This is a genomic window from Kitasatospora sp. NPDC003701 (assembly GCF_053587085.1).
Map to the genome: position 1 here is coordinate 30,822 of NZ_JBSFNM010000065.1, position 22,495 is coordinate 53,316.

Below are 22,495 nucleotides of genomic sequence, written 5' to 3' on the forward strand. Positions count from 1 at the left end.
AAAAGATCTTCCCAGCAATCCATATTCCGGAGCTCCAGCACTGCGGAGCGGTCCTGGTAAATAAGCAGGACGTCAAGGTCCCCGGGATACTCAGACCACAACGCCGAACCAAACAACCATGCCTCTAATCCTGGGAGGCGGCTCGCCGCCTCCACGAGAGAAAGGAGATGTGGCCACTGATTCAGGTCCACTTTGTACCAAGGTCTCTAAGGAACTCGCTCAAGAGAACAACTGGCATGCCCACTTGGGTCGCAGCCTGCATTGATTCCATTGAGAATCCTCGGCAGTTCGGATTAGTGACAACAACAAGCTCCGGGTCGACTCCCTGGTAGCTCTCCACGATGTGATATAGGCCATCTGCGGTGAGCTCGTAGTTATCGGTCGTAGCGATTACGAGAGGTCGAAGCTGCTTGCGCCGGATTTCGTAAGCATGACGCCCCTTACGCTTGATGGACTCAACCGCTCGATGGCTGGTCAATCGGCGCCGTTCGTACTGCTCTTGGCTGTCGACATGTCGAGCGATTACTGCATCTTCCGCTAGAGCACTGGAGAGCTCCCCGAAACCGGCAATACAAACGCCCAGCTCCTCGGCTCGCTCGTATGCGTGATGTGCGATCCTAGTTGGCACTACAAGAATGAATCCAGTACCGGGAACGGTGGAGACGGCAGCGTCTACATCCTCGGCCTTAAAGGTATCTCCATCTTCAAGGCCGACGCACAAAACCTTGGCATCTGGATATGCGCTACGTGCAATCTTCAGCTGGAAGTTATCCAGCCTAGATGAGGAGTACCCCTTCTCACGCAGCTTCTTCTCAACCCAGGTCCGCACGTCATTCATGACTCGTCGATGACCTTCTCGTTCAGGAGGATTCTGTTAATGGCTTCGGGGAAGCGCTCGGTGCCTGTGCTGAAGTCGTCAAGGATGTGTCGGCTCTCGAACTGCTGCACATGCAGACTGTAAACCGATAGAAGAGTCTGCTCATCGCGGCTCAGTAGACCTCGGTTGGCTTCAAGCACTCGAAGGATCTTACGGTTATTCGGGACGATCACTGCACGGGCGTACTGACGCCAGAGGTTCGGGTCCCCGTCGCGGTACGGATCTCCCACCGGTCCGTACCTAGTATGAATTGAAGCATTGGCGTCTAGCAGCCCTTGAATATGATCCCGGGCGCTGGCGCGGGTCTGAAACACCGGCGTAGAGATGGCGGTCTGGATCTCATCGAACCGCCGCCGCTTCCACTCGTGCAGCATTGCAACGGGGAAGGACTCTGGAGCCTTGTCAATAATGGTATGGCAATTGGCGCACAGGAGAATCAAGTTACTGTGATGCGCCCGATCTTGAAGGGAGACCGCTGTGAAAGGTGCTCCCCGCGGCCCATCCGGAGATGCTGGGATAACGTGGGCGAGCTCACCGAAATCAACGTCAAGGCCCTCGGGGAACAGGTATTCTCGACACTCCGGGTTACCACAGTATCCGCCGGAGTCGCCCCATAGGCGTCGCCGACTGTTTGCATCCGGGTTGACCCTGCACGTCCCAGCCATTTTTTCATTCCCCTAATCCAGCTGACTGCGGAGTAGAAGCATATAGCGGATGCTCACGCCTTGAAAGTCACTCCGCCAACGCCAACTGAGCCGGGAAGTAGCAGTTGCCCGTCTCGTTCATGTGCCGCTTCTTGCGCTTGAGCAGTTCGTCTAGGGTAATGCGGCCGTCCAGCACACAGAACAGGTCGCCGCCGTCCATCGTAATGAAGGCCGTGCGGCGGTCGTACTCCTTCAGCGCGCCGGCTGAGAAGCCGTTGACCGAGATGTAAAGCCCTAGGGCGTTCTTGCCCTTACGCCGGACCTTGGCGTCGAAGATATCGACGTGCTCCCGCTCCATGGGCTTCTTCCACCACTTCGCCTCAACGATGTAGTCGTCCGTGTCGAAGGACAACGAGCCGTCGATCTGCTCGATCTCCAGCTTGTACGACAGCCGCGGGTCCAGGTCGAACAAGCGGAACAGCTCGTTGAGGAAGGGCTCAAACAGCAGGCCGGCCGCCTGGCGGTCTGGCATGGCGCGCAGCTCCTCAAAGCGCGTCTGGAGCTGGGCGAGCTTCATTGCGAAGCCTTGCTGGGCTTGAGCGGTCGCTCGGTGGGCTGCCAACTCGGCCGCGATCCGCTGGCGCTCCTCGATGATGCCCTGCTGGCGCTCGGTACAGGTCTTGAGCGCGGCCACGGCCTCCTGCGCCTTGGGCAGCAAGGTGGCAGCGTCCTGGTGCCACTTCAGGCTGGGGAAGCTGTCCATCTGGGCGACTTCGATCATGATCTCAAGCGTGAGATCCCGGTATTTGCCCTCATCCGCTTGGAGCCGGTCCACGAAGTCTTCCGCGAAGGACCGCTTGTAGCCATCGAAGTCAAGGTCGGCCACCAGCTCGGGATGGCGGGCCGAGCGCGTGCGAAGGAACTTCTCCAGGTCCTTCTTGTAGTGGTAGATGACCGACAGCGCCTCGTAAAGAGCACTGAAGGCAGCCGGGTTGATCTGTTGCGTCCTCGCTGACTGGTTCCTCACGTCTGCCCCTCCACAAGCTCGGTGTCCGCCCGATGATGTTACCGATCAAAGCCGACACGGGGCAGGCTGTGACAACCTGCAGCAGTCTGACCGGGCAGCACCAGCGGCCACCCGGCCAGCGACCGTCATTCACCGTGATCGCAAAGAGAAGGATGCTCAGCACGCCGGCACAAATGGCCCCACGCGGAGGGCGTCAATGACGGTGCTGGTCGCGTCGGTCACGGGCGCGGTGGTCGCCTGGCGGGTACTCCGCTGCTGCGCCGGGTCTGGCCCGCCGACTGCTCCGCCTTAGCGGTATTGAGCAGGTGGTTCGGGGTTCTGACTCACTCTGACGAAAACAGTCTGGCCCAACCAACTGGCCAGGGTGGAGAGTGCGGAGGTGCCGCCGCCCGGCGTTTACGGGTTCGACCGGTTGGCGCAGCACGCGGAAGACTGCTCCCATGACACCCCCGCCCCCGCACTGGCTGGAGATCGAGACGCCCTCCACGGGTACGCTCCACGCCGGCTACACCCACCACCCCGCCCCGGCGCCCCGCTGCTGCGTCGGCGGCGCGCTCGACCTGCCGAAGGCCACCGAGCGGACCAGCAGCGCCTTCCACGAGGCCGGCCACACCGTGACCGCCCTCGTCCTCGGCATCCACGTCGAAGCGGTGAACCTCGGTGCCGACCTGCCCAACTCCGTGTGCGGGCACCCGGTCTCCGTCGGCGGGGCGAACGAGAACATGACGGACCAGCTGGTCCTCACCAAGCCCGACCACGCCCTGGTCGTCCTGGCCGCCGGTGTCCGTGCCCAGCTGATGTGGTTGCGGAAGGCCGGGGTGGAGCTCTCGGCCGACCGGGCCTGGGCGGTCGAGGCTGGCGGCCTGGGCGACCAGACCATCGCCGACTGGCTGCTCCGCCGACAAGGCCACCGGCTCGCCTACGGCACCGGTCCCGAACGCTACGACTACTGGGAGCACGAGAAAGTCGCGGACGCCGCCTTGGACGCGGTCTGGGAGAGGGTGGAGCGGGTGGCCGCCGCGCTGCTGGAGCGGGGCCGGATCACCGGCGACGAGGCAGCCACCCTGATCGGCCTGACCAACCCGCTCCCGGCAGGTCGCTGATCAGCTGGTGCCCGGGGAGGTCGTGAGCAGCGCGTCGGTGACCGGGACAGGGACCAGGGTGTGGAGGTCGACGTGGACCCACACCGCCTCCCGGTCGAGGCCGGACTACCCGGGCCACCCACTCGCCGGTGTCCAGCTTCCGCCAGCCGGTCAGCACGGTCGGCCGCGAACGTCCGGTGGTGCGGACGTAGACCGCGAGCAGGTCCAGCCGCGGCTCCGTCGCGGTGGCGAGTTCGACTTCGTCGACCGGTCGGGCGGCCGGCAGATAGGGGTTGCCCGAGTCGGGGATCTCACTGGCGGGCAGGAACGGGTCGAACGGGCGGCGCAGGTCGGGCATGCAGTCACCGTAGTCCCCGGCCGGGAGAGCCAGGCGCCACACCACGAAGCCCCTCGATCTGCGATGCGAGGGGCTTCGTGCGACTGCCGGCTATCGAGCGGAATCGGGGTGGCGCTGGAGGGGCTCCACAGCAGCCGGCTGTGCTTGGACGACCAGGTACGTCGGCTGGGACTTACCTCGTTCCAGAGACTTGGCCTGACGCGCCTGCTCCCGTTCCTTCGACTTCTCCCGCTTACGCTGCGCCGTGCTACGCCGCAGCTCGTGCTTGTTCTGCTCCTTCAACTCGATCACGGCACGCCGGTCAGCTGAATCGCCGGGCCAGTACCGGCTGAAAACCAGGTGGCCGATGACCGCCAGGAGCACCGTCAGAAGGGCTCCCCACGGCAGGACAACGGACGCCACAACGGAGAGCAGTACGACGAGAACCTTCGAACTCTGCATGTCTACCTCGGAGTTGGAGGGAGACGCGCGGTGCGGCTAGGCCGCGAGAACCAGCACTCGCCGACCCAACCCAGCCCCGTGTCCCCATGGAATGACGGACCGGGACGGAGCACCCGGCCCCCGAGGCACCACTGGGCCAGCTAGCCGATCAGTGTCACACGCACACGTCCAGCTCCGGGGCCGGTAGCCTGGAACCGGCGCAGGCACCGGCGGCGACGGGAGAGGCACGAACCAGCGGTACAGGCTCTCGCTGGCAGCGGTGCGGACGCGGGCGGTGGTCTGGTGGAGTTGTGCCAGTAGTAGGCGGAGGAGATCAGCCTTCGAGGCTTCGGACGAGGCCAGCGGCTCGGACACCGACGCCAGGACAGTGGTGAACCGCGCAGCATAGTCCCGGGATGCCCGCAGCGCCCACCGAGTTCCTTCGTTCGACTCCAGGCGCGGCAGCTCGAACCCACTACGCTGACGCGCAGCGCTGACCGCAGAGCGACGCCTCACCTCTGCATAGAGCGCGTTCTCGGTAAGGCGCTGCCGGTACTTCGCCTGCGCAAGAAGGTACTTGGGAGCCCGGACGTCAAACTCGTCCGCCCACATCGCATCTGCGCGCCATGCGTCCGGACGGTCGCCCCTCGACATGTCCACGAGGCTGCGGAGCATGCTCAGCGCGCTGAGCACATTGGACATGCCGCCACCGTTGTGCCCCACAAGCATGGCCACGGGCTCGGACACGACCGCGCCGGAGCCCACCGGCTGATTCCGGAGGCCCCGGAAGCTCTCGATGGACAGGCTTGAAAGTCGCACGGTCACATCCTAATAGGTTGACTGACGCACCGTCATTGAACCGGCACGTCGAGTGCGATACCCAGGGGCCTCGCAGTCGTTGGCCCGCGGGTCGACGGTGGCACGGACCTCAGCGGATACGAGGGCCCTGCTGCTCGGGGCGAACCTGCGGCGGTTGCTGAGCCTGCATCGGCTGAGCGCCAAGGCTCCGAGTTCGATCCTGGTCTTGGCGCTGATCGGCGGGCCCGATTCGGCGGTTCGGCGAGGGCCGGGCGGCTCGGGCGGACTGTCCGCCGCGCTGCTGGAGCTGGTCACGGTGGGCTTGGCGCTCGGCTTGGCGGCCGGCTCGGCGGCGTTCGGCGAGGGTCGGCTGGTGGCGCTCCTCCGACTGCGGCTGCTCGGGTTGGATGGCCTCGGCAGTGAGCTGGCGCCGTTCGGCGAGCACCGTGCTGACGTGTTCGGCGACGTGCTGCTGGGCCAGGGCGGCATCATCCAGGCGCGGGCGGCCGGCGAGCCAGGACGCGCCGGTCCGGGCGGCGACGATGCGCAGGATCTCGGCCTGGTCGGCCTCGGGCAAGGTGCGATAGACGTCGGCGGCGAGTCGGCGGAGGGCCTGCTGGTCGCTGTTCGCCGTGGCCGCCGCCGGGGCGTTCGAGGTCGCGATGCGGCGGGCCGCGATAGCAGCTTCGGCGGCCTGCCAGTATGCGCGGTGGCTGGCGCGACCTTCCTCGATGTAGGGGCCGGCGGGCTGGGCGGCGTTGTCGTCGGTGACCCGGTACTGGTCGCGATAGGCGGCGACGACGGCCAGTTGCTTCTGCCACTGGGCGTGCAGGATGGGGGCGGTGGGGGCGTCACCGAGGGTACAGCTCCACTCCGGGCGCACCCCTACGGTGCGCTCGCCGAGCACCGAGACGCGGCTGGCGATCAGCGCGGTGCTCTCGGTGAGGTACTCGTGGTGGCGTGCGTTGGCAGCGGTGGAGCGCGGGACGGCGCTGATCCAGGCCGGGAGGTCGGCGCGGCCGAAGGCGACACGGATGTGCGCGAGGGCCTGCTGCTGGGCGTGCTGGAGAAGTTCGGGCAGCGCGGTGCGGCCGGTCGCCCCGGTGAGGGTGGTCTCCGCGGTGGTGCCGATGTTCTCGATCGCCTTGAGGGTCCAGGCCAGGGTGCGCCACAGCTCCGCTTCAGCGCCGTCGTTGTTCTGGGCGGTGCTTGTCGGGGCGTCGGCGGCGAGGTAGCGGCCGATGCGCCAGGCGAGGACCTGGCTGAGGCTGCCGGCGCCGGTGTGCGGGCGACTCTCGGCGACCTGGCCTAGCAGGGTGGCGGGTTCGTGGCCGGCGGTCTCGGCACGGCGCAGGGCGGCGGTGAGGGCGGGCCAGGTGTTCTCGCCCAGTGCGCGGGTGGCGTGCTCGTTGCCGAGGACGGTGGCGAGGAGGGCCTGGTGACGGAGGGCTTCGGGGGCCTGCTGGTGGGTTTCGGGGATACCGTCGGTGGCCAGGTGGGTGCGGGCGGCGCGGGTCAGGGCGGTGACCGGATCGCTCGCGCCGGTGGTCCGGGTGGCGGCGGCGGTGAGCAGGGTGGTGGTGTCGCGGCCGGTGCGCTCGGCGGCGGCCAAGGCTCCGGCGAGGTGGGGCCACTGCGGGTGGGCGGTGACGCGGTCGGTGGTGGTGTTGAGCGTGGTGGCGGCGCTGGTGGCGTAGCGGTTGAGGGTGTCTGCGCAGACGTGCGGGTGCGCGTCGGCGGCCTGGGCGGCGGCGGGCGCGATGCGCAGGGCGGCCGGCTGGTCGGCGGCGGTCTCGGGGTCGAGGCAGTGGGCGGGCAGGCCGGTGAGCTGCGCGACCAGGGTGGCGTAGCGGGTGGTGTCGGCGGTGGTGGGTGCGTTGAGGTGGGCGGGGGCGGGGCGGTCGTGGGTGATGGTGTTCAGGCGCCAGGCAAGGGCCTGGGGCCGGGGAGTCGGCGGGGTTGAGGTCGCCGCGCCAGGTGGCGGCGGCGAGCAGGCGCTCGGGCTGCCAGCCAGCGGCTTCGGCGCCTCGCAGGGCGCGGGTGACGGCGGTCATGGCGTCGTCGGTGGTGATCTGCTCGGCGAGGGCGGGGCCGAGGAGTCGGTGGATGAGCTGGTGGTAGTGGGGGGTGGTCAGGGTCTCGATGGCGTGCTGGTGGCGGGGCGCGAGGGTGCCCAGGGAGACGGATTCTTCCTGGGCGCCTCGGATGGTCTCGGTGGCGGAGAGCTGGGCGCCTTCGCGGCCCAGGACGCGCTCCAGCACCTCGCGGGCGGCGAAGGAGTTGGGGTCGTTCTTGGGCTGGTCGAACTGCTCGTCGGTGTCGAACGGGAGGAGGTCGTGGGTGGCGGTGTAGAGGGTGGTGGTGTGGCGAGCGCGGCTGAGCTGGACGTACAGCTCCTCGCGGGTGGTGTCGTCGGTGACCAGGGGGTGGGCGGTGTCGACGGTGCCGCCCTGGGAGCGGGTGATGGTGGAGGCGTAGAGCAGCTGGACGTTGGCTGCGACGTACTCGGCGGGCAGGGTGAGGCGTCCGCGGTGCTCCAGGTGGCGGACATTGAGCGAGCCGTCCTCGTGGCGCTTGAGGACCTGCCAGGCGTCGCCGTTCTTGACGAAGTCGGCGCCCCGGTTGGTGGTGATCTTGCGGTTGTTCTCGCGGGTGACGATCCAGTCGCCCTTGCCCGCGCGGTTGCCGTCGCGCAGCAGCACGCCGTCGGCCTCGACCTGGCCGGCGGCCACGCGGTCCTCGCGGGCGCGGGCGGACAGCGCGGTGACGTCGGTGCCGGTGCGGGCGCTGATCAGGGTGGTGCGGCCGGCGAGCATGTCGGCCTTCCAGCCCTCGTAGGCGGCCTCGACCATGGCGGTACTCGAGCCGCTGACCACCCGCTGGTTGGCGAAGTAGAAGTCCAGTCCAGCAGCGTCGCCGGTGCGGATCTTGAGGGTGGCGGCAGCCTCGTCCTTGTTGCTGAACCGGTGGAGGGTGGTGAGTTCGACGGCGCCGGCTTCGGCGGCGATCAGCCGCAGTGCGCCGCCCGCTTCGACGCTGCTGAGCTGGCGGTAGTCACCGAGCAGGCGCACGCTCGCGCCGTGCTCGGCGGCGATGCGGGTGAGGCGGTCCAGGTTCAGGGTGCCCGCCATTCCGGCCTCGTCCACCAGGACGACGTCGCCCGGGTTCAGCACGAAGCCGGCCCGGTTCGACGGCACGTTCTGGCCGGTGCTGAGCTGGGCGGCGTAGGTGCCGCCGGTGTGCTCCCAGAGGAACTTGTGGAGGTTCTCGGCGGGCTGCTTGAGGTCGCGGGCGAGGACGGCGGCGGAGGCCGCGGAGGTGGCGAGCGGGACGACGCGCTGGCCTGCCTGGTTGGCGACGTGGACGTACGCCTGCATCGCGGTGGTCTTGCCGGAGCCGGCCGGGCCGAGGCCGAGGGAGACCAACCGGGTGTCGGTGGCGAACGCGGTAACGAGGGCGCGTTGGCCCTCGTCCAGGGCGCGGTTGCGGGCCTCGAAGCCGTCGATCGCGGCGCCGACGAAGGCCGGGTTCAGGCCCGGATTGACGGGGGTGAGGACGGCGTCGACCAGGCGGCGCTCGGCGTCCAGGATGGCGGTGCTGGTGTAGCGGGTGGAGGCGTGCCGGACGAACACGGAGTCGCCGTTGGCGCGGCGCAGTTCCTCGGGCTCGTCGAGCAGGGCGGGGGCGCCGACGCGGATGCTGTGGGCCGGGGAGACGGCCTCGGTGACGATCGCCTCGACCAGCCGCCGGTGCTCGGTGGTGCTGGTGGGGTGCTCGGAGCGGGCCAGACGCTCGGCGTGGGCGCGCAGGTTCCACACTGTCCACACCGCGCGCTCCTCGCCGACGGCGGTGATCACGGCGGCGGCCAGGGCGGGGATCTCGACCTGCTTCGGTTCCTCCTGCTGGGTGGTGGCCGGGGTGTTTTCGTGCGCGGGGACGGCCGCCATCACGCGTTGGACGATGTCCTGGCCGTGGGCGGTGGTGACGGTGTGGGTCCAGTCGGCGCGCATCTCCTCCAGGGAGCGGGCAGCCTTCTTGCCCTCGCGGGTGTCGAGGTTCGCCTGGCGGGCGAGCTGGTGGGTCATGCCGCGGGAGGGGTCGTGGCCGTGCTCGCGCCGGTACTCCCGCAGCAGCTGCTCGTAGCGGGCTTCGATCTCGGTCCGGCGGGAGGAGAAGTGGGTGATCGCCTCGACGGGGACGCCGGTGATCTCGCGCACCGGCTGGCGCTTGATGGCGGAGTCCTCGCGGGCCTCGAAGGTGACGCCGAGCCGGGCGGTCAGCTCGGTCTCGAAGCGGGAGTTGTAGAACTCGCTAGTGGCCACGGTCATCGCCAGCAGGCTGCGGGCGTCCAGCGAACGCCACTTCCCGTCGACACCCTGGATCTTGTTGGCGACGACGACGTGGGTGTGCAGGTTGGGGTCGCCGGCCCGGGAGTCGAAGTGGTCGAACGCGACGGCGACCAGGCCCCTGGTGTCGATCTGGGCCTGGCCGGTGCTGCCGGTGCGGGTGTGCGCGGCGTTCTCCTCCAGCAGCTCCAGCGCGGCGTCGCGGGCGGCCTCGTGGGCCTCGCGGACGGCGGCGCGGACCTCCGGGCGCTCGTCCAGCGCCCACAGCACCGCGGCGGACTTCACCGGGGCGAAGACCAGGTCGAAGCCCGCGACGGCGGCGCGCTGGCGACGGGACTCCTCCTGCTGGACCTTCTTGACCTCGGCGCTGGTGGGGGTGCGCCGGGTCTCCTTCTCGATGACGGCCAGGCGCCGCTCGACGCGCTCGGCGAACGGGTCGAGGGGCTCGTACTCGGGGTACTTGCGGCCGAGGGTGGCGGCCTTGATCGCGGCGGCCTGGACGGCCTTGAGCTGGTCCTCGTCCATGTCGGCGCGCACGTTGGCGGCCAGGTGCTCGGCGATGAGGCGTTCGGCGTCCGGGTGCTGGCCGAGGCCGAACAGGTGCTTCATCTGCTGCTCGGTGACGGTGGTCCCGTCGAGGCCGAGCAGGGGCGCGCCGCGGCCGAGCCAGACGCCGGCCGGGTTGCCCTTCTGGGTGTAGTACTCCTCGGCGGACTGGCCCCGCTGACGCTGTACGTCGCCGCCCGCGACGTGGCGCGTCAGGTAGGTGTAGCCGTTGCCGGCGGTGAGCTTGTGGATGGTCATCAACGCGACCACCCCCAGCTTTCCGAAACCCGGATGAGGGTAGGCATGACGGCTATTCGAGCCGCCGATTCACCTACCTCACCAAATACCATGCGAGTACTTTAGCCCCGCGCAGCGGACCATGCTCAGAATATCTGCAAGAGGTGTCTGGATGGCTTCGAGCGGAGCAGATGGCGATGCCGGGCATCCTCAAATCGTCACCCTGACCTGCAGATTCGATGGAATCGCGGCGACGAAGGGACGGTTTTCCTGTCATTCATGTCTCGATATTTATCGTTACTTATCAGGGATTCTCAGTCGTGAAGACAGGGGGTTTCCGAGCTGGGCTTTTGTAGCTAGAGTCATGGCCAGAAAGGGCCACTCGCTCCTTCTGATCCGAGTTGCCTCCGGCCACTGCGGAGCAACGGATCCGATCCCCATCGACTCCCTGGGATGCCGCCCCTGTGACGAACCGTGAACCTCGTACTGCTCACGCCGACGCGCCGCTCGCGCAACTTCTCCGCTCGCGCCCTGGATATGTGCCGCCGACGGTCGGCGAGCGGGTGGTCGTCGTCGCAGACCTGCTGGCACCCAGCCGCCATCCGCGCGCCGTGATGAACCTGCTCCGGTTCGTTGGCGACTGGCAGCCGGACCGTGTAGTTGTCATGAGCGCCCGCCAACACGGGTCAGCTCACAAGGGCTCCGAATGCGCCACGAGCACCCTCGCTCGCCTGCGCGCTATCTACTCAGGAGACATCGTCATCCAAGCCGGGGCTGGAGCCGGCAGAGACGCCCTGACAGTCGGCTCGTGTTCGTGCTGGCACCCAGTCATCTCTGATCTAGGTCTTGCGGTCACCGCCGGAATCCACCCGGTCGCACCGGGGTGGCTGAGCCTCAGCGCCACCGGCCCCGGTGCCAGCCGCTATCCGGGCGCGCTCGCCATCCTGCTCGCTCGCGGGTTCGGACACTCCATCATCTGCAGCAGGACCAGGGGCCTCGCACTGATCGGAGAGATCCCGACCGGCGACCCGACGGCCGACACTCTCTGGGGCTTCGAGATCGGAACGCTTCGCCGCACTGCACCGTCGACAGCCTCGTCATTCCGCCCGGCGATGGGCTTCGGAGTGGTCGACTCAACGACCGGCATCGCCGAGCCCACCGCCATCGCAATCTCGCGCAGTGGGGCATTCACGTTCAACGGGGTCACCTACGCCGCGTAGCGGCTGTCCTGCACAGCGGCGAGCTGGGCCCGGCAGCATGCGACGTACGTATGCTCGCAGGCCATCGGTACCAGCCCAACAGTTCCCTGTGGCGGCGTCTGACTACATGACTGCATCTAGGTACACCTGCACCGGCTCGAACAGGCCGTACGGAACGAACTCGGGGATCTGCTCGTGGGTGATCCACGCCAGCGCACCCAGCTCCTCGGTGTCGACCACCGTGGCCGTGCCGTTGACCACCTCGCAGGCGGTGTACGACATCTGCCGACCGGTCTTCGGGTGAACGCGCTCGCCGAGCGGGCGGACGGCCTTCACCGTCAGGCCGACTTCCTCGGCGGTCTCGCGGACAGCAGCTGCTTCCGGCGATTCGCCGGCCTCGACCTCACCGGCCGGGAACTGCCACGACAGCTCACCCTCCTTGACCCGCCGCTGGACCATCAGGACGCGGCCGTCCTGGACCACGATGGCGGCGGCGATGCCCGGCTTCGTGCTGGTCGGCTCAGTCATTCTGGGGTTCCTCCAGGGCGGCCAGGATGGGCGGGAAGATCGTATCGACGGGGATGAACCGGGGCACCGCGTTTCGCGGAACCCACATCACGTCGGCGTTCTCGATCTTGTCCTGGTTCTGGGCCTCGCCCACCAGGTACTCGGCGAGGAAGTACTCGCACCACACACCGGTGGACGGGTGGAGCCGGCCGCCGAGGTCTTGGCGCACTGCACAGTGGACGCCGGTCTCGGCCAGCGTCTCGCTGACGGCCGCCGAAGCTGGACTGCCACCCGGCTTGATCACCCCGGCTGGGAACTGCCAGCGGATGCCGGCGGACTCGTCATCCCGGCGGCAGACGAGCAGCACGTCCGCACCGCGGACCACCACCGCGACGGCCACCCGCAAGGCCTGGGCGGTCTGGCTGCCGGTGGACTCGGTGAGCAGCAGCGCGAACCGCTTCTGCGCGGCGGGCGCCGCGGCTTCCAGGGCTTGGTCGAGGAGCTGGTGCATCTCGGTGCGCGGGACGAGTTCCGGGCTCTTGTGCCAGCTGGCCACCGTGCGGACCGCGATGCCCAGCCGGGCGGCGAACGCCTCGTTGGTGTCGCGCAGCGCCTCCTGGAGCCAGCAGGCGGATCTGCCTGTCCAGCTGACCACCACGTCCACCTGCTGCCCCTCCCCGAGCTTCGAGCTGACTGGTTGGCTACGCCTTGCTCTTGGCTTCGAGCACCGGGCGCAGCAGCCGCAGCGGGGTACTCCAGTCGTACTGATCACGGCCACCGCCGGCCTTCGGCTTGTGCGGCACGTAGTCGCCGAACAGCACGCCCATGGCCTTCAGCCGCTCGACGTTGGCCGCGTAGGCCGGGTGGGCGGCCTGGGCAGAGTTGACGTACGGCTGGGCGACCACGGGGATGCCCAGGCCATACGACTCGGTGAGGATGCCGAGCAGCAGGGTGTCCGCGTGGCCGTCGGCCCACTTGTTGATCGTGTTGAACGTGGCGGGCGCGACGGCGATGGCGTCGGCCGGCGGCAGTGAGGCCGGTACGTCGGGCGTGCGCCAGGCCGAGCGGATCGGGTAGCCGGTCTGCTGCTCGATGGTGGCCTGGTCGATGAACCCCATGGCGTTCGGGGTGGCCACCACGCCGACTCGCCACCCTTCCTCTTGAGCCGCGGTGATCAGCTGGCTCACGTCGTCGGCGATGCCGGAGGCGCAGACGGCGACGTACAGGAAGGGCTGCTTGCTCAAGGTCGGACTCCCAACTCGCGGCTGAACTGGCGTAGCTCCGGCAAGGCACCGCGACGGTCGCGTGCCGTCATGTCGGCCACCAGCTCCCGGATGTCCGGGCGACGCCTGATGTCCTCAGCAGCGTGCCGTTCGGCGATGCGCAAGGCGCGGTAGCCCTCGGACAGTTTGCCCTGCTGGTTGAACGCCCTGGCAAGGTCCACCCACAAGGCGGCTTGTCGTTCCGGGGCTGGGATGCGGCGGCGCAGCAGTGGCCTGGCCGCCTCGACGGCGGCGCCGGCTTCGCCCAGGGCCACCGCAGCCGACACCCGGTGCAGCGCCACGTTGGTTGGGCTGAAGTTCGCCCAGGCGTCCGGGTGATCGCGGTCGACGTACCGGGCCACTTCGTCTGCCTGGTCCAGCAGCTCGGTGGTGGTCGAGCGGTCGCCGCCGGTGCTTGCAGCGGTAACCCCACGCAGCAGCATCAGGCCGAACGCGGCGAGGTCTCCGGGTTCGCGCTGGTCGTAGTGGCCGCCGAGCTGGTCGGCGGCGTGCCGGACCATCGTGACGGCCGGTGCGGTGTGGCGTTCGCGGGCCATCAGGTGGGTCTGGACCCGGACGCTGGAGGCCAGGACTATCGGGTTGCCGCTGCGCTCGGCCTCGCTCATCGCCCGCCCCACCGCGAGCCAGGCGTTGCCGGTGTCGCCGAGCTTGATCAACATGCTGACGGTGGTCTGGTAGGCGGTGGCGGCCATGCTGGCCAGCATCAGGCTGTCGGGCGCGTCGTGCTGAGCACGGCGAAGGTCGGTGAGCAGTGCGGGCAGCAGGGCTTCGAGTTCGGTGTAGCGGCAGCCGTAGAGCAGCCGGCGAGCCTTCGACAGCTCCTGACGAAGAGTGGCCTCGGCGAGCAGCTGCCGGTCGGCGAGGCCACTCGCCGTGGGCAGGAGGGCTTGGACCAGCTCCAGGCTGGCGGTGTGAGGGCGGGCAGCTGGGAGCGCGAGAGCTGCCACGCTGGCTGCCAGGAAGCCTCGACGCTGCATGTCGTTCGTCCTGAGATCCGTGCTGCTGGGGGAGGCGGTCAGGCCCAGGCTTTCCAAGGGAATGTCGAGTTCCGCCGCGACGGCTCGCAAGATCCGTACGTCGTCGGTGCCGACGCCCTTCTCCAGTCGGCTCAGCTTCGACTGGTGGTAGCCCAGCTTGGAAGCCACATCGTGTTGCGACCGGGCAGCGATCACCCGGGCGCGACGGATCACCGATCCGATCTGGCGTGCGTCGATGGCCGCGGGGACCGCCTCCGACATGACTCCTCCTGCCACCCTCAGCCTGCCTGGCGAGGGCCGCGCCAGCCGATCTGGATCAAGATGTTATGCACGATCTGCATAGCTCATGCAGAACATGCGACAAGGCGGACCAGCCTGCTACTTCGTGGAGTTGACTTGGCATCAGCCACGTCATCCCTGAGAGGAGCAGCTCATGCCGCCGAACCGTCACCCGCCGCCCGTCGGTCGGCTTGCTGCACCGCGAGTGCACCGTCGCCGCACTGTGACGGCATGGTGGGAGGTGGGTGGCAGTTCCAGACTTAGGGCCGGAGCAAGGCCCACACCTGCACGGACAGTTGCAAGGCCAGTACTGGCTGAAGTCTAGGTCAGCACCGGTCTTCATAGGGAGTGATCAGCAGGAACGCTGTTCGACTCCTCCGCGGGTCTGCCCGGCGTACCGAAAACCGCTTCACTCTCGCAGGTAACCTCGGTGCCAGACGTGTTTGATTCACCGTCAAATCGCCACTCTGGCACGGGAAAGGGAACAAATGACCGAGGAGATCCAGGGCCAGGTCGAGCGCACGCTTGTCCTGCTCAAGCCCGACGCGGTGGCCCGTGGTCTGTCCGGCCGGGTTCTGCAGCGGTTCGAGGACGCCGCGCTCAAGATCGTCGGCACGAAGATGAAGTGGATGGACGCCGAGTTCACCCGCAGGCACTACGCGGACCTGGAGGAGCGCCTCGGCCCCGAGGTCTACAACCTGACCGCGACGTTCATGCAGCAGGGCCCGGTGATCGCCCTGGTGCTGGAGGGCTACGACGCCATCGCCACGGTGCGCAAGATCGTCGGCAGCACCTACCCGGACCAGGCGCCGGCGGGCACCATCCGCGGCGACTTCTCGCACATGAGCCGGGGCGCCAGCGTGGCCGTCGGCAAGGCGGTGGCGAACCTGATCCACGCCTCCGGCAACCGCGAGGAGGCCGCGCAGGAAGTCGACCTCTGGTTCGCCAAGGACGAGCTGTTCGACTACAAGACGCTGGCCGAGACGTACATCTACTGATTCGGCGGCCTCCTGGGCGTCACCCCGGTGACGTCGGCCAAGTTCACCACCACGAGAACGACTGGCACGACACGAGGAGAAGAGCCGATGACGAGCACGACCCGCCTGGCCTCGCCGGCCGAGCTGGAGGCCGCCTTCCAGCAGGAGTTGGCGACGGACCGCTGGGCCGCCACCGAAACGGCGTACGCCCTGGCGCTGCGCCTGCGCGACGCCAGCGAGTGGGACACCTCCCGCGAGTGGGTGAAGCAGTGCCTCCAGCTGCTGGAGGGCTTCCCGTCCGACACCGAGGACCAGGTGGCCACCAAGCGCACCACCGTCGGCGGCGTGCCGCTGCCGAACTACCTGCACGCGGGCGTCGTCCGTGAGCGGTTCGGCGAGCAGGCCTGACGTAGGAGCTGCCGGTGGTGCGGTCAGGGGAGCAGTGACTGGCCGCACCACCGGCTACCAACCGAATACAAGATCATCTGCACCGGCCAGGGGGTACCTCGGCGCCGGTGCGGCCCCATCCGCCATGCCCAAATCAGGAGAGGACGACCGCGATGGCCGTCGAGATCGAGATGCGCGCCCGGTTCGACAAGGACACCCACGACGCCCTGGTGGAGCGCCTTGTCCGTGACGGCGAGGACCTGGGCCAGGACAACAAGCTGATCCACTTCTTCGTGCTGCCGGACCAACTGCTCAAGGTCACCGACAACCAGTCGGCCGGCACCGCCAAGATCACGCTCAAGGACAGCCGGATCGGCCAGGGCGCCGCCTTCGGCGAGACCGAGTTCGCCATCGCCAAGGAGGACGTGGCCAAGGCCGTCCAGCTGTTCGGCGCGCTCGGCTTCGAGGACACCCGGCACGAGGCGTTCAACTTCCGCCGCAACTTCCGCTTCGGCGGCGTGGAGATCGCCGTCAAGTGGAGCGAGGCGTGGGGCTACCACGCCGAGTTCGAGGTGCTGCTGCCCGACGCCGCCACCGACGCCGCCCGCGACGAGGCCGCCGCCCAGATCCTCGACACTGCCGCCGAACTGGGCATCGCCGTCATGACCGAGCAGGAGTTGGCCGCGTTCACCGCCGAGTTCGAGGCCAATGAGGCCGAGCGCAAGGCCGCTGCCCAGAACGCCGAGATCCGGTAAGGCCTCCAACCCTCAAGACCACCGAGGGGGTGGGCCGCACCATGAGCACAACCCGCACGGACAGCCTGGTCGAGTTGGCTGCCCGCAAGAACCTGCCGCTCCACCAGTTCACCGACGCCGCCACCGTCGAATGGATCAAGGCCAACCGACCGGACTTCCTGCCGGCCTGGCCGCCGCCGCTACGCCCCACCACGCAGACCCTCATCGAGCAGGCCGCCGTCCCCACCCGGTGGCTCGCCGAACCCCAGCTCGCCGACTCCATCCACGGCCACCGGCACGGCCTGCGCACGGCGGTCCTCGCCGCGCTGCTGGCCGACTGGTACGGCTTGAACGAGTCCGACACGGCCACCGCGGTCATCGCGGCGGCCGTCCACGACACCCAGCGCCAGCACGACAAGGACGACCAGGGCCACGGCAGCCGCGCCGCGATCTGGCTGGCTGCCAACGCCGAGCTGGTCTGGACGCACTTCCAACGCACGCCCAGCCCGAGCGAGGTCATCCAGGCCGCCACCACCATCCGGCTGCACGAGCTGCCCTACGAGGCGTTCACTGCCGACGACCGTGCCGACCACGCTCAGGCCGAGCAGATCTGCGACCTGGTGAAGGTCGCAGATGCCCTCGACCGCTACCGGCTGCCGAAGCGCTCCTGGTGGCCGAACGCCGAGTTCGTCCGTGAGCCGGCCTTCGAACAACTGCTGCCGCTGGCCTACGACCTGGTGGTCGTCTCCGAAGAGGCCTTCCTCTCCGGCGCGTTCAGCGTGGCCGCCGTCCGCTACGCCGTCGCCGAGAAGGGGTTGGTGTAGCCGTGGACTTCCTCGACGCCTACGAGAGCTGGGCCGACGCGCACGCCTTCTTCGGTGCCAGCCTGGTGCCGGCGATGCCCAACGCCGACGACCCGCTCGGCGTGCAGAAGGCCGCCTGGGTGGACCGGCTGTCCCTCGGTACGCCCAACGGCCAGCTGCTCCGCCGCAACGCGCTGTTCGACTCCTTGGCCAGCGGTGGCAAGCTTCACCTGCTGCACGTCACCCACGCCCTGGAGAAGATCAACCAGGACGGCGTGCTCTACCCCTCCGGCGGCTGCCTGGTCGGCAGCATCTACTGCGCGCCGCTCACCGAGATGGGCAGCGGCTTCCGCCCGCACAACCTCGGCTCCTACGTGCTTACCCGCGAAGCACCGGCCTTCCTGGCGAAGATCGGGCGAGCGGACCACCAGCCCACCCCGCTGATCTTCGAGCTTGACCTGCCGTCGCAGGCGTACCAGGGGCTGGCCGGCGTCGATTACCTCCGCCTCGGCGCGATCCACCTGGCCATCTACACCCAGCTCGAATACCTGCTGTCGAAGGCCGAGCGGCACCAGCTGCGCGAGACGGTGGTCAGCCGGGTGAAGAACTCGACCGCCTTCCTGGCGCTGGCCGCCGCCATCGCCTACCAGGGCGCCATCGTCGCGCCCGTGGACTTCCTGCGGCAGCTCGACGCCACGATCCCGCGGCTACCGATCCTCGGCTACCTGTTCTTCGAGGCGCTGTCCGAGTACGTCATGCTGCACTCGACCAGTTCACGTACGCGCCGGCTGGCCGAGCTGGGCGAGCTGAACAACTGGCTCTACAAGGAGCTGCTGTTCGCCGTACCGGGGATGATCGGCCGGTTCGACCTCGCCAAGTTCCACGTGCCCGACCTCGCCGCCACCTTGGCCAAGGTCGACCGCACGCTCGACCCGGGCGCCGCTGCGGCCTTCCTCACCGACCGCATCAGCCACCTGGTCGCCGCGCGCCTGTTCACCCTGGGGCAGGTTCCGGACCGCTGGCGGCACACCAAGTGGGAGTTCGACGGCCTCGCCGCCCAGCTCGGTCCGCTGCTCGGCCACCTGATCCACCGCGAGCTACGGACGTTTGGCCGGTCGCCGGACTTCTACTTCTACTTCGACCAGGTCAAGGCACTCCAGGCCTGGAACTACTGGAACCACCTCGACATCCCGGTGCCCTTCAACGGCACCATCCCCAAGGGCGAGATCGGCATCAACCCGGCCTACCCGGACCTCCAGTACCGCGTCTGGCGCGCCGACGCCGACGAGGCCGGCAACCTCCACCCGACCGAGCAGCTGGACCTCACCCTCACCCCGCGCTTGGTCGACCTCCGCTCCACCCTGATGCGCAACAACCAGTGGGCCACGGCCCCCGCGGTCGCCTGACCACTCGGCACCGCCCAGCTGGCCAACGCCGGCCCCTCCACCGCTCACCACGCCTACGAGGAGACGTCTGCCATGTCTACGGACATTTCTGGCAATCCGCCCATCGACCTACTCGGCAAGCAGATCACCGACGTGCTGGCCCACCCGAACATCGGCCACGGCCTCGCCCGCACGCTGCGCGCCGCCGCCAAGGAGATCGAGGTCGGCCGGTACCACCGAGCCACCCAGCGCGCCTTCCCCAACGGCCCCGACGAGCAGCCGACCAAGGTCCAGATCGGCGGCGGCAACCACCAGCTCGACGGCTTCTTCAACATCGACCTGGTGCCGCCGGCCGACTTCCTCTGGGACGTGCGCGAGGGCATCCCGCTGGAGACCAGCACCGTCGAGCTGCTGTTCACCGAACACTTCCTGGAGCACATCGACTACCCGCGCTCCGCCAAGGGCTTCGCCCGCGAGGCCTTCCGTGTGCTCGGCACCGGCGGACAGATCATCACCGGCGTGCCCGACGCCGCCTACGTGCTCAGCCGCTACCCGGCGGCGCCCGTCGAAGCCGAAGAGATGGTCGGGCGCTGGTACGCCAAGCGCACCTGCCGCGAGGACATCAACACCTACCTCGACCTGATCAACTACGTCTTCCGCGACCAGGACGATGACCCGAACTACACCCCGCACCTCTGGGCCTACGACGCCGAGAAGCTGAGCCAGCTGTTCACCGAGGCCGGGTTCACCACCGTCGAGCCCTGGACCTTCGACGCCACCCTGGCCAACCCGAAGCGCGAGTGGGCCAGCGTCTACGTCATCGCCACCAAGTAGGAGTTCGGCCCAACCAGAGCGGTGGCCCAGCTCCAGCCGGGTCACCGCCTCTCGCCGGGAGGCGTCCGCAATGTCGCAAGTCCCCACCGCGCACAACCACCTGCTGCTGGCCGACACCCCCAACGCGGCCGGCTGGGCGAGGCGTCACACCCGTGACGTGCTGGGCCGCTGGCAGGCGCCTCCCGACCTGATCGACACCGCGCTGCTGATCGTCTCGGTGCTGGTCGGCAACGCCGTCCAGCACCCCAACGACGCCAAGCAGCCCGAGCGGCTGACCTCCGCCGAGCTGGCCAAGGTGAAGCTGATCGGCCTCTACCTCCAGCTGCGCGGCCAGGCCGTACTGGTGCAGGTCGCCGACCACGACAAGCGACCGCCCGTGCCGCAGAACGTCGACACCGACGCCGAGGGCGGACGCGGCCTGTTCCTGGTCGAGCACATGAGCAGCCGGTGGGGCTACTACCACCCGCCGACCGGCGGCAAGCTCGTCTGGGCCGAAGTGCGCCCGAGCAGCCCGCCGAAGCCGCAGCCGACAACCGCAGAGCCTCCGCCATCCAACCGCGCAGCCCGTTCCCGGCCGTTCAAGCCCATGACCGACGAACAACTCCCCGTTGGTGAGCCGAACTTGATGGGTCGAGTATTGGTGGGGCTCCGCAGAATCTGATGGGCAGTCGGCGTCGGCCCTGTACGAGTCCTGGGTCTACGAGGCCATCCACAGTCAGCAACCTTCACTCGACTCGCCCCGGCTCACTGCCATGATCCGCCCATTCGCCCGCCCGACCCTGATGAGGACGACCCGATACTCTGCACTCCGCGGTCCTGGAGGGACCGGAATCGCTCCGGTCCCTCCAACGGCAAGAGCGCAGAGGCACGAGCTCACCGCTCTCAGCCGGACGTGTCGACCCTCTCCGCTCGGGAGGAAGGCAGTCCGCCGTCCTCATACGGAATCAATCCACTCCGAGTGACCGCATCCCTGAGGCGTACTGCCAGATCCTCCGGAACCTCGACCCGGGCTTGGAGGGCAGGTCCGGGCTTGACCACCAGTCTGATCCCACTGTCCAGGAGAAGCTGCCGACGCCCTGCCGTGTCCCGGGCCTGCCAAGCCGTCGCGTACGTTTCATCGGAGTCCTCCAAAATCCACTGCGCCGGCCGCTGCGGCAGGGCTTCGAGCTCCTCTCGCCGGTGGAGCAGCGCCCGCATGCGTTCCTTCCACTCGTCCTCGTCCTCGCGGCCGACGATCAGGCCTTCGTCCTTCTCCTCCCGCAGGCCCTTGATCGCCCGCTTGACCACAGCCAGATCCTCCGAGTGGTCCTCCCCCGGGATGTACCGGCGCACTGGAACGTGCCTGTCGCCGACCTTCGCGATGAAGGTCTCCTCGATCAGGTCCTCCAGTTGCTGGGAGGGCTGAGACGTTCCGCAGTTCGCCCTTCCCTTCGCGCTCCCGCTCGGGCAGTGGTAGTAGCTGTACACCTTTCCGCTCGACTTCTTCGGAGCGTTCTTCTGATAGAGCGGCCCGTTGCACGCGTCGCAGATGGCGACGCCGAGCAGCGCTGACGTGGAGAAGGTCCGGGTCTTCTTCGTGGATCTGGCCGCGAGCGCGGGCTCCAGCCTGGCCCACAGCTCTCGGTCGAAGACCGGGTCGGCGATCCTGATCGGCAGCCCGTCGGCGCCGCGGGTCTCCTTGCCACGGTGGAGTTTGTACCCGCGCAGCGACGGGGTCCTGAGCAGGTCGGCGACGACGCTGGTGGCCCACTCGATCCCGTCGACGCTCTTCCCCTTCGAGGTCTCGGTCTTTCCCTGTGCCCTCAGATGGCGGACCAGGTTGGTCGGCTCGTTGCGGCGATTCAGCTCCCCCGCGATTTCGCGGAACGACCAGCCGGCGATGTACCACTCGGCCATCTCGCGCGCCACCCCGGCCGTGTGCGGCTCCAGACGCAGGGTCTTTCCGCCTTCCGGGTGATCCACCACCTCATAGCCGTAGGGCGCATATCCGCCCGGCCAGCGCACCGTCTTCCGCAGGAACCGGTGGGCGCCGAGGACCCGGTCCCTCGTCCGCTTGAGCTCCATCTCCGCGAAGAGCGAGGCGAGCATCAGGAAGACCTTGCTCATCATCGCCGACATCGAGTCCTTGCCCTCGTCCCGGAAGTTCAGGACGATGCCGTCGTCCGAGAAGACGAGGATCTTGCGGTTGGCCTCCGCCCAGTGCGCCACGTCCGCGCAGTCCTTCGCCGAGCCGAAGACGCGGTCCACCTTCGAGAAGATCATCGCGTCCCACAGACTGGCCTTCTCCCCCAGCCACGGGCCGAGGTCAGGCCGGTCGAAGGGGCGGACCTCGGCCGACACGTCCAGGTCCTGGAAGTAGCCGACGACCTCCCAGCCCGACCGGTCGGCGTAGCGTTGGCCGGCTTCCTTCTGCACCAGGTGCGAGACCTTCTCGGCCCCCTTGACCACGCTGACGCGTGCACCGACAACGGCTCTGAGCATGTCCGAATCCTCGCAGGTCAGACCCGGTCTCGCGTGTGGGAAACTTCTGCCTCCCGCGACCGGGACCTCTTCCAGCTGGTGGACGACGCCCGTGCGATCACCGTGCTCTACCCCGTCAAGGGGATGGGGAACCTCCAGGTCACCGATGACGCGCTGCTGCTGGAGAAGTACGGCGTGCGCGGCGCCCAGTACGCCGACATGGCCGCCCTGCGCGGGGACCCGAGCGACGGCCTGCCCGGCGTCAAGGGGATCGGCGAGAAGACGGCCGCCCAGTTGATCAACGAGTACGGCGACCTCGCGGCCATCCGGGCCGC

19 protein-coding genes and 1 pseudogene are annotated in these 22,495 nt (G+C 68.3%); 10 read left to right on the forward strand and 10 right to left on the reverse strand.

What is annotated here, in order from left to right; genetic code table 11:
* Positions 1-181: 181 nt before the first annotated feature.
* From ACWDRR_RS37160 to ACWDRR_RS37170, 3 genes are all read right to left on the reverse strand, one after another.
* Positions 182-838 (reverse strand): hypothetical protein, encoded by a 657-nt coding sequence (locus ACWDRR_RS37160; RefSeq protein ID WP_449776692.1) that lies wholly within the window; start codon positions 836-838, stop codon positions 182-184.
* Positions 835-1,251 carry a hypothetical protein gene (locus ACWDRR_RS37165; RefSeq protein ID WP_449776693.1) on the reverse strand — a complete coding sequence of 139 codons (417 nt, stop codon included), beginning with the start codon at positions 1,249-1,251 and terminating at the stop codon, positions 835-837. Before ACWDRR_RS37165 ends, ACWDRR_RS37160 begins: the two co-directional genes overlap by 4 nt.
* Positions 1,252-1,609: 358 nt before the next feature.
* Positions 1,610-2,548, reverse strand: a complete 939-nt coding sequence (locus tag ACWDRR_RS37170; protein WP_449776694.1) for a restriction endonuclease — start codon at positions 2,546-2,548, stop codon at positions 1,610-1,612.
* 440 nt (positions 2,549-2,988) lie between these two features.
* On the opposite strand from ACWDRR_RS37170, the gene ACWDRR_RS37175 reads away from it, so the two are divergent.
* Positions 2,989-3,651, forward strand: a complete 663-nt coding sequence (locus tag ACWDRR_RS37175) for a hypothetical protein (RefSeq protein ID WP_449776695.1) — start codon at positions 2,989-2,991, stop codon at positions 3,649-3,651.
* Between the two features lie 427 nt (positions 3,652-4,078).
* Here the strand turns inward: ACWDRR_RS37175 and ACWDRR_RS37180 are convergent, their stop codons facing one another.
* Together ACWDRR_RS37180 and mobF are read right to left on the reverse strand one after the other, a co-directional pair.
* On the reverse strand, positions 4,079-4,429 hold the full coding sequence (locus ACWDRR_RS37180; RefSeq protein WP_449776696.1) for a hypothetical protein: 351 nt from the start codon (positions 4,427-4,429) through the stop codon (positions 4,079-4,081).
* A gap of 1,958 nt (positions 4,430-6,387) precedes the next feature.
* Complete coding sequence (gene mobF, locus ACWDRR_RS37185) at positions 6,388-10,356, reverse strand: MobF family relaxase (RefSeq protein WP_449776697.1); 3,969 nt, start codon at positions 10,354-10,356, stop codon at positions 6,388-6,390.
* 443 nt (positions 10,357-10,799) lie between these two features.
* Between mobF and ACWDRR_RS37190 the strand changes: the two genes are divergently transcribed.
* Positions 10,800-11,555, forward strand: a complete 756-nt coding sequence (locus ACWDRR_RS37190; RefSeq protein WP_449776698.1) for a hypothetical protein — start codon at positions 10,800-10,802, stop codon at positions 11,553-11,555.
* Positions 11,556-11,657: 102 nt separating this feature from the next.
* Here the strand turns inward: ACWDRR_RS37190 and ACWDRR_RS37195 are convergent, their stop codons facing one another.
* The 4 genes from ACWDRR_RS37195 to ACWDRR_RS37210 are packed head-to-tail and all read right to left on the reverse strand — an operon-like array spanning position 11,658 to position 14,562.
* Positions 11,658-12,062 (reverse strand): NUDIX hydrolase, encoded by a 405-nt coding sequence (locus tag ACWDRR_RS37195; RefSeq protein WP_449776699.1) that lies wholly within the window; start codon positions 12,060-12,062, stop codon positions 11,658-11,660.
* On the reverse strand, positions 12,055-12,705 hold the full coding sequence (locus tag ACWDRR_RS37200) for an NUDIX hydrolase (protein WP_449776700.1): 651 nt from the start codon (positions 12,703-12,705) through the stop codon (positions 12,055-12,057). The genes ACWDRR_RS37195 and ACWDRR_RS37200 overlap by 8 nt, the downstream gene beginning before the upstream one ends.
* A gap of 37 nt (positions 12,706-12,742) precedes the next feature.
* Positions 12,743-13,285: a flavoprotein gene (locus tag ACWDRR_RS37205; protein ID WP_449776701.1), complete on the reverse strand. Its 543-nt coding sequence runs from the start codon at positions 13,283-13,285 to the stop codon at positions 12,743-12,745.
* On the reverse strand, positions 13,282-14,562 hold the full coding sequence (locus ACWDRR_RS37210; protein ID WP_449776702.1) for a helix-turn-helix domain-containing protein: 1,281 nt from the start codon (positions 14,560-14,562) through the stop codon (positions 13,282-13,284). Before ACWDRR_RS37210 ends, ACWDRR_RS37205 begins: the two co-directional genes overlap by 4 nt.
* A gap of 506 nt (positions 14,563-15,068) precedes the next feature.
* On the opposite strand from ACWDRR_RS37210, the gene ACWDRR_RS37215 reads away from it, so the two are divergent.
* The 7 genes from ACWDRR_RS37215 (at position 15,069) to ACWDRR_RS37245 (ending at position 20,361) form a co-directional block, all read left to right on the forward strand.
* Complete coding sequence (locus tag ACWDRR_RS37215; RefSeq protein ID WP_449776703.1) at positions 15,069-15,578, forward strand: nucleoside-diphosphate kinase; 510 nt, start codon at positions 15,069-15,071, stop codon at positions 15,576-15,578.
* Between the two features lie 87 nt (positions 15,579-15,665).
* Positions 15,666-15,965 (forward strand): hypothetical protein, encoded by a 300-nt coding sequence (locus ACWDRR_RS37220; RefSeq protein WP_449776704.1) that lies wholly within the window; start codon positions 15,666-15,668, stop codon positions 15,963-15,965.
* 152 nt (positions 15,966-16,117) lie between these two features.
* Positions 16,118-16,699, forward strand: a complete 582-nt coding sequence (locus ACWDRR_RS37225; protein WP_449776705.1) for a hypothetical protein — start codon at positions 16,118-16,120, stop codon at positions 16,697-16,699.
* A gap of 41 nt (positions 16,700-16,740) precedes the next feature.
* Positions 16,741-17,502: a hypothetical protein gene (locus tag ACWDRR_RS37230; protein WP_449776706.1), complete on the forward strand. Its 762-nt coding sequence runs from the start codon at positions 16,741-16,743 to the stop codon at positions 17,500-17,502.
* 2 nt (positions 17,503-17,504) lie between these two features.
* A complete protein-coding gene (locus ACWDRR_RS37235; RefSeq protein ID WP_449776707.1) occupies positions 17,505-18,887 on the forward strand; it encodes a hypothetical protein in 1,383 nt (460 codons plus the stop codon).
* Between the two features lie 72 nt (positions 18,888-18,959).
* The gene (locus ACWDRR_RS37240) at positions 18,960-19,700 is read left to right on the forward strand and encodes a class I SAM-dependent methyltransferase (protein WP_449776708.1); all 741 of its coding nucleotides are present in this window, start codon (positions 18,960-18,962) and stop codon (positions 19,698-19,700) included.
* 70 nt (positions 19,701-19,770) lie between these two features.
* Positions 19,771-20,361, forward strand: coding sequence for an ATP-binding protein (locus tag ACWDRR_RS37245; protein ID WP_449776709.1), 591 nt, complete (start codon positions 19,771-19,773; stop codon positions 20,359-20,361).
* A 221-nt stretch (positions 20,362-20,582) separates the two neighbouring features.
* Here ACWDRR_RS37245 and ACWDRR_RS37250 read toward each other — a convergent pair whose 3' ends face one another.
* Complete coding sequence (locus ACWDRR_RS37250) at positions 20,583-22,181, reverse strand: recombinase family protein (RefSeq protein ID WP_449776710.1); 1,599 nt, start codon at positions 22,179-22,181, stop codon at positions 20,583-20,585.
* Between the two features lie 57 nt (positions 22,182-22,238).
* Here ACWDRR_RS37250 and ACWDRR_RS37255 point away from each other — a divergent pair.
* Positions 22,239-22,495, forward strand: a pseudogene (locus ACWDRR_RS37255) (5'-3' exonuclease H3TH domain-containing protein); the annotation flags it as partial.

What these genes read in the sequence shown, in the direction of transcription:
- ACWDRR_RS37240 (WP_449776708.1), top strand. Translation starts at nt 18,960, where the DNA reads ATGTCTACGGACATTTCTGGCAATCCGCCCATCGACCTACTCGGCAAG.
- ACWDRR_RS37180 (WP_449776696.1), bottom strand. Translation starts at nt 4,429, where the DNA reads ATGCAGAGTTCGAAGGTTCTCGTCGTACTGCTCTCCGTTGTGGCGTCC.
- ACWDRR_RS37160 (WP_449776692.1), bottom strand. Translation starts at nt 838, where the DNA reads ATGAATGACGTGCGGACCTGGGTTGAGAAGAAGCTGCGTGAGAAGGGG.
- ACWDRR_RS37245 (WP_449776709.1), top strand. Translation starts at nt 19,771, where the DNA reads ATGTCGCAAGTCCCCACCGCGCACAACCACCTGCTGCTGGCCGACACC.
- ACWDRR_RS37175 (WP_449776695.1), top strand. Translation starts at nt 2,989, where the DNA reads ATGACACCCCCGCCCCCGCACTGGCTGGAGATCGAGACGCCCTCCACG.
- mobF (WP_449776697.1), bottom strand. Translation starts at nt 10,356, where the DNA reads ATGACCATCCACAAGCTCACCGCCGGCAACGGCTACACCTACCTGACG.
- ACWDRR_RS37165 (WP_449776693.1), bottom strand. Translation starts at nt 1,251, where the DNA reads ATGCTGCACGAGTGGAAGCGGCGGCGGTTCGATGAGATCCAGACCGCC.
- ACWDRR_RS37250 (WP_449776710.1), bottom strand. Translation starts at nt 22,181, where the DNA reads ATGCTCAGAGCCGTTGTCGGTGCACGCGTCAGCGTGGTCAAGGGGGCC.
- ACWDRR_RS37225 (WP_449776705.1), top strand. Translation starts at nt 16,118, where the DNA reads ATGGCCGTCGAGATCGAGATGCGCGCCCGGTTCGACAAGGACACCCAC.
- ACWDRR_RS37215 (WP_449776703.1), top strand. Translation starts at nt 15,069, where the DNA reads ATGACCGAGGAGATCCAGGGCCAGGTCGAGCGCACGCTTGTCCTGCTC.
- ACWDRR_RS37210 (WP_449776702.1), bottom strand. Translation starts at nt 14,562, where the DNA reads ATGTCGGAGGCGGTCCCCGCGGCCATCGACGCACGCCAGATCGGATCG.
- ACWDRR_RS37220 (WP_449776704.1), top strand. Translation starts at nt 15,666, where the DNA reads ATGACGAGCACGACCCGCCTGGCCTCGCCGGCCGAGCTGGAGGCCGCC.
- ACWDRR_RS37230 (WP_449776706.1), top strand. Translation starts at nt 16,741, where the DNA reads ATGAGCACAACCCGCACGGACAGCCTGGTCGAGTTGGCTGCCCGCAAG.
- ACWDRR_RS37195 (WP_449776699.1), bottom strand. Translation starts at nt 12,062, where the DNA reads ATGACTGAGCCGACCAGCACGAAGCCGGGCATCGCCGCCGCCATCGTG.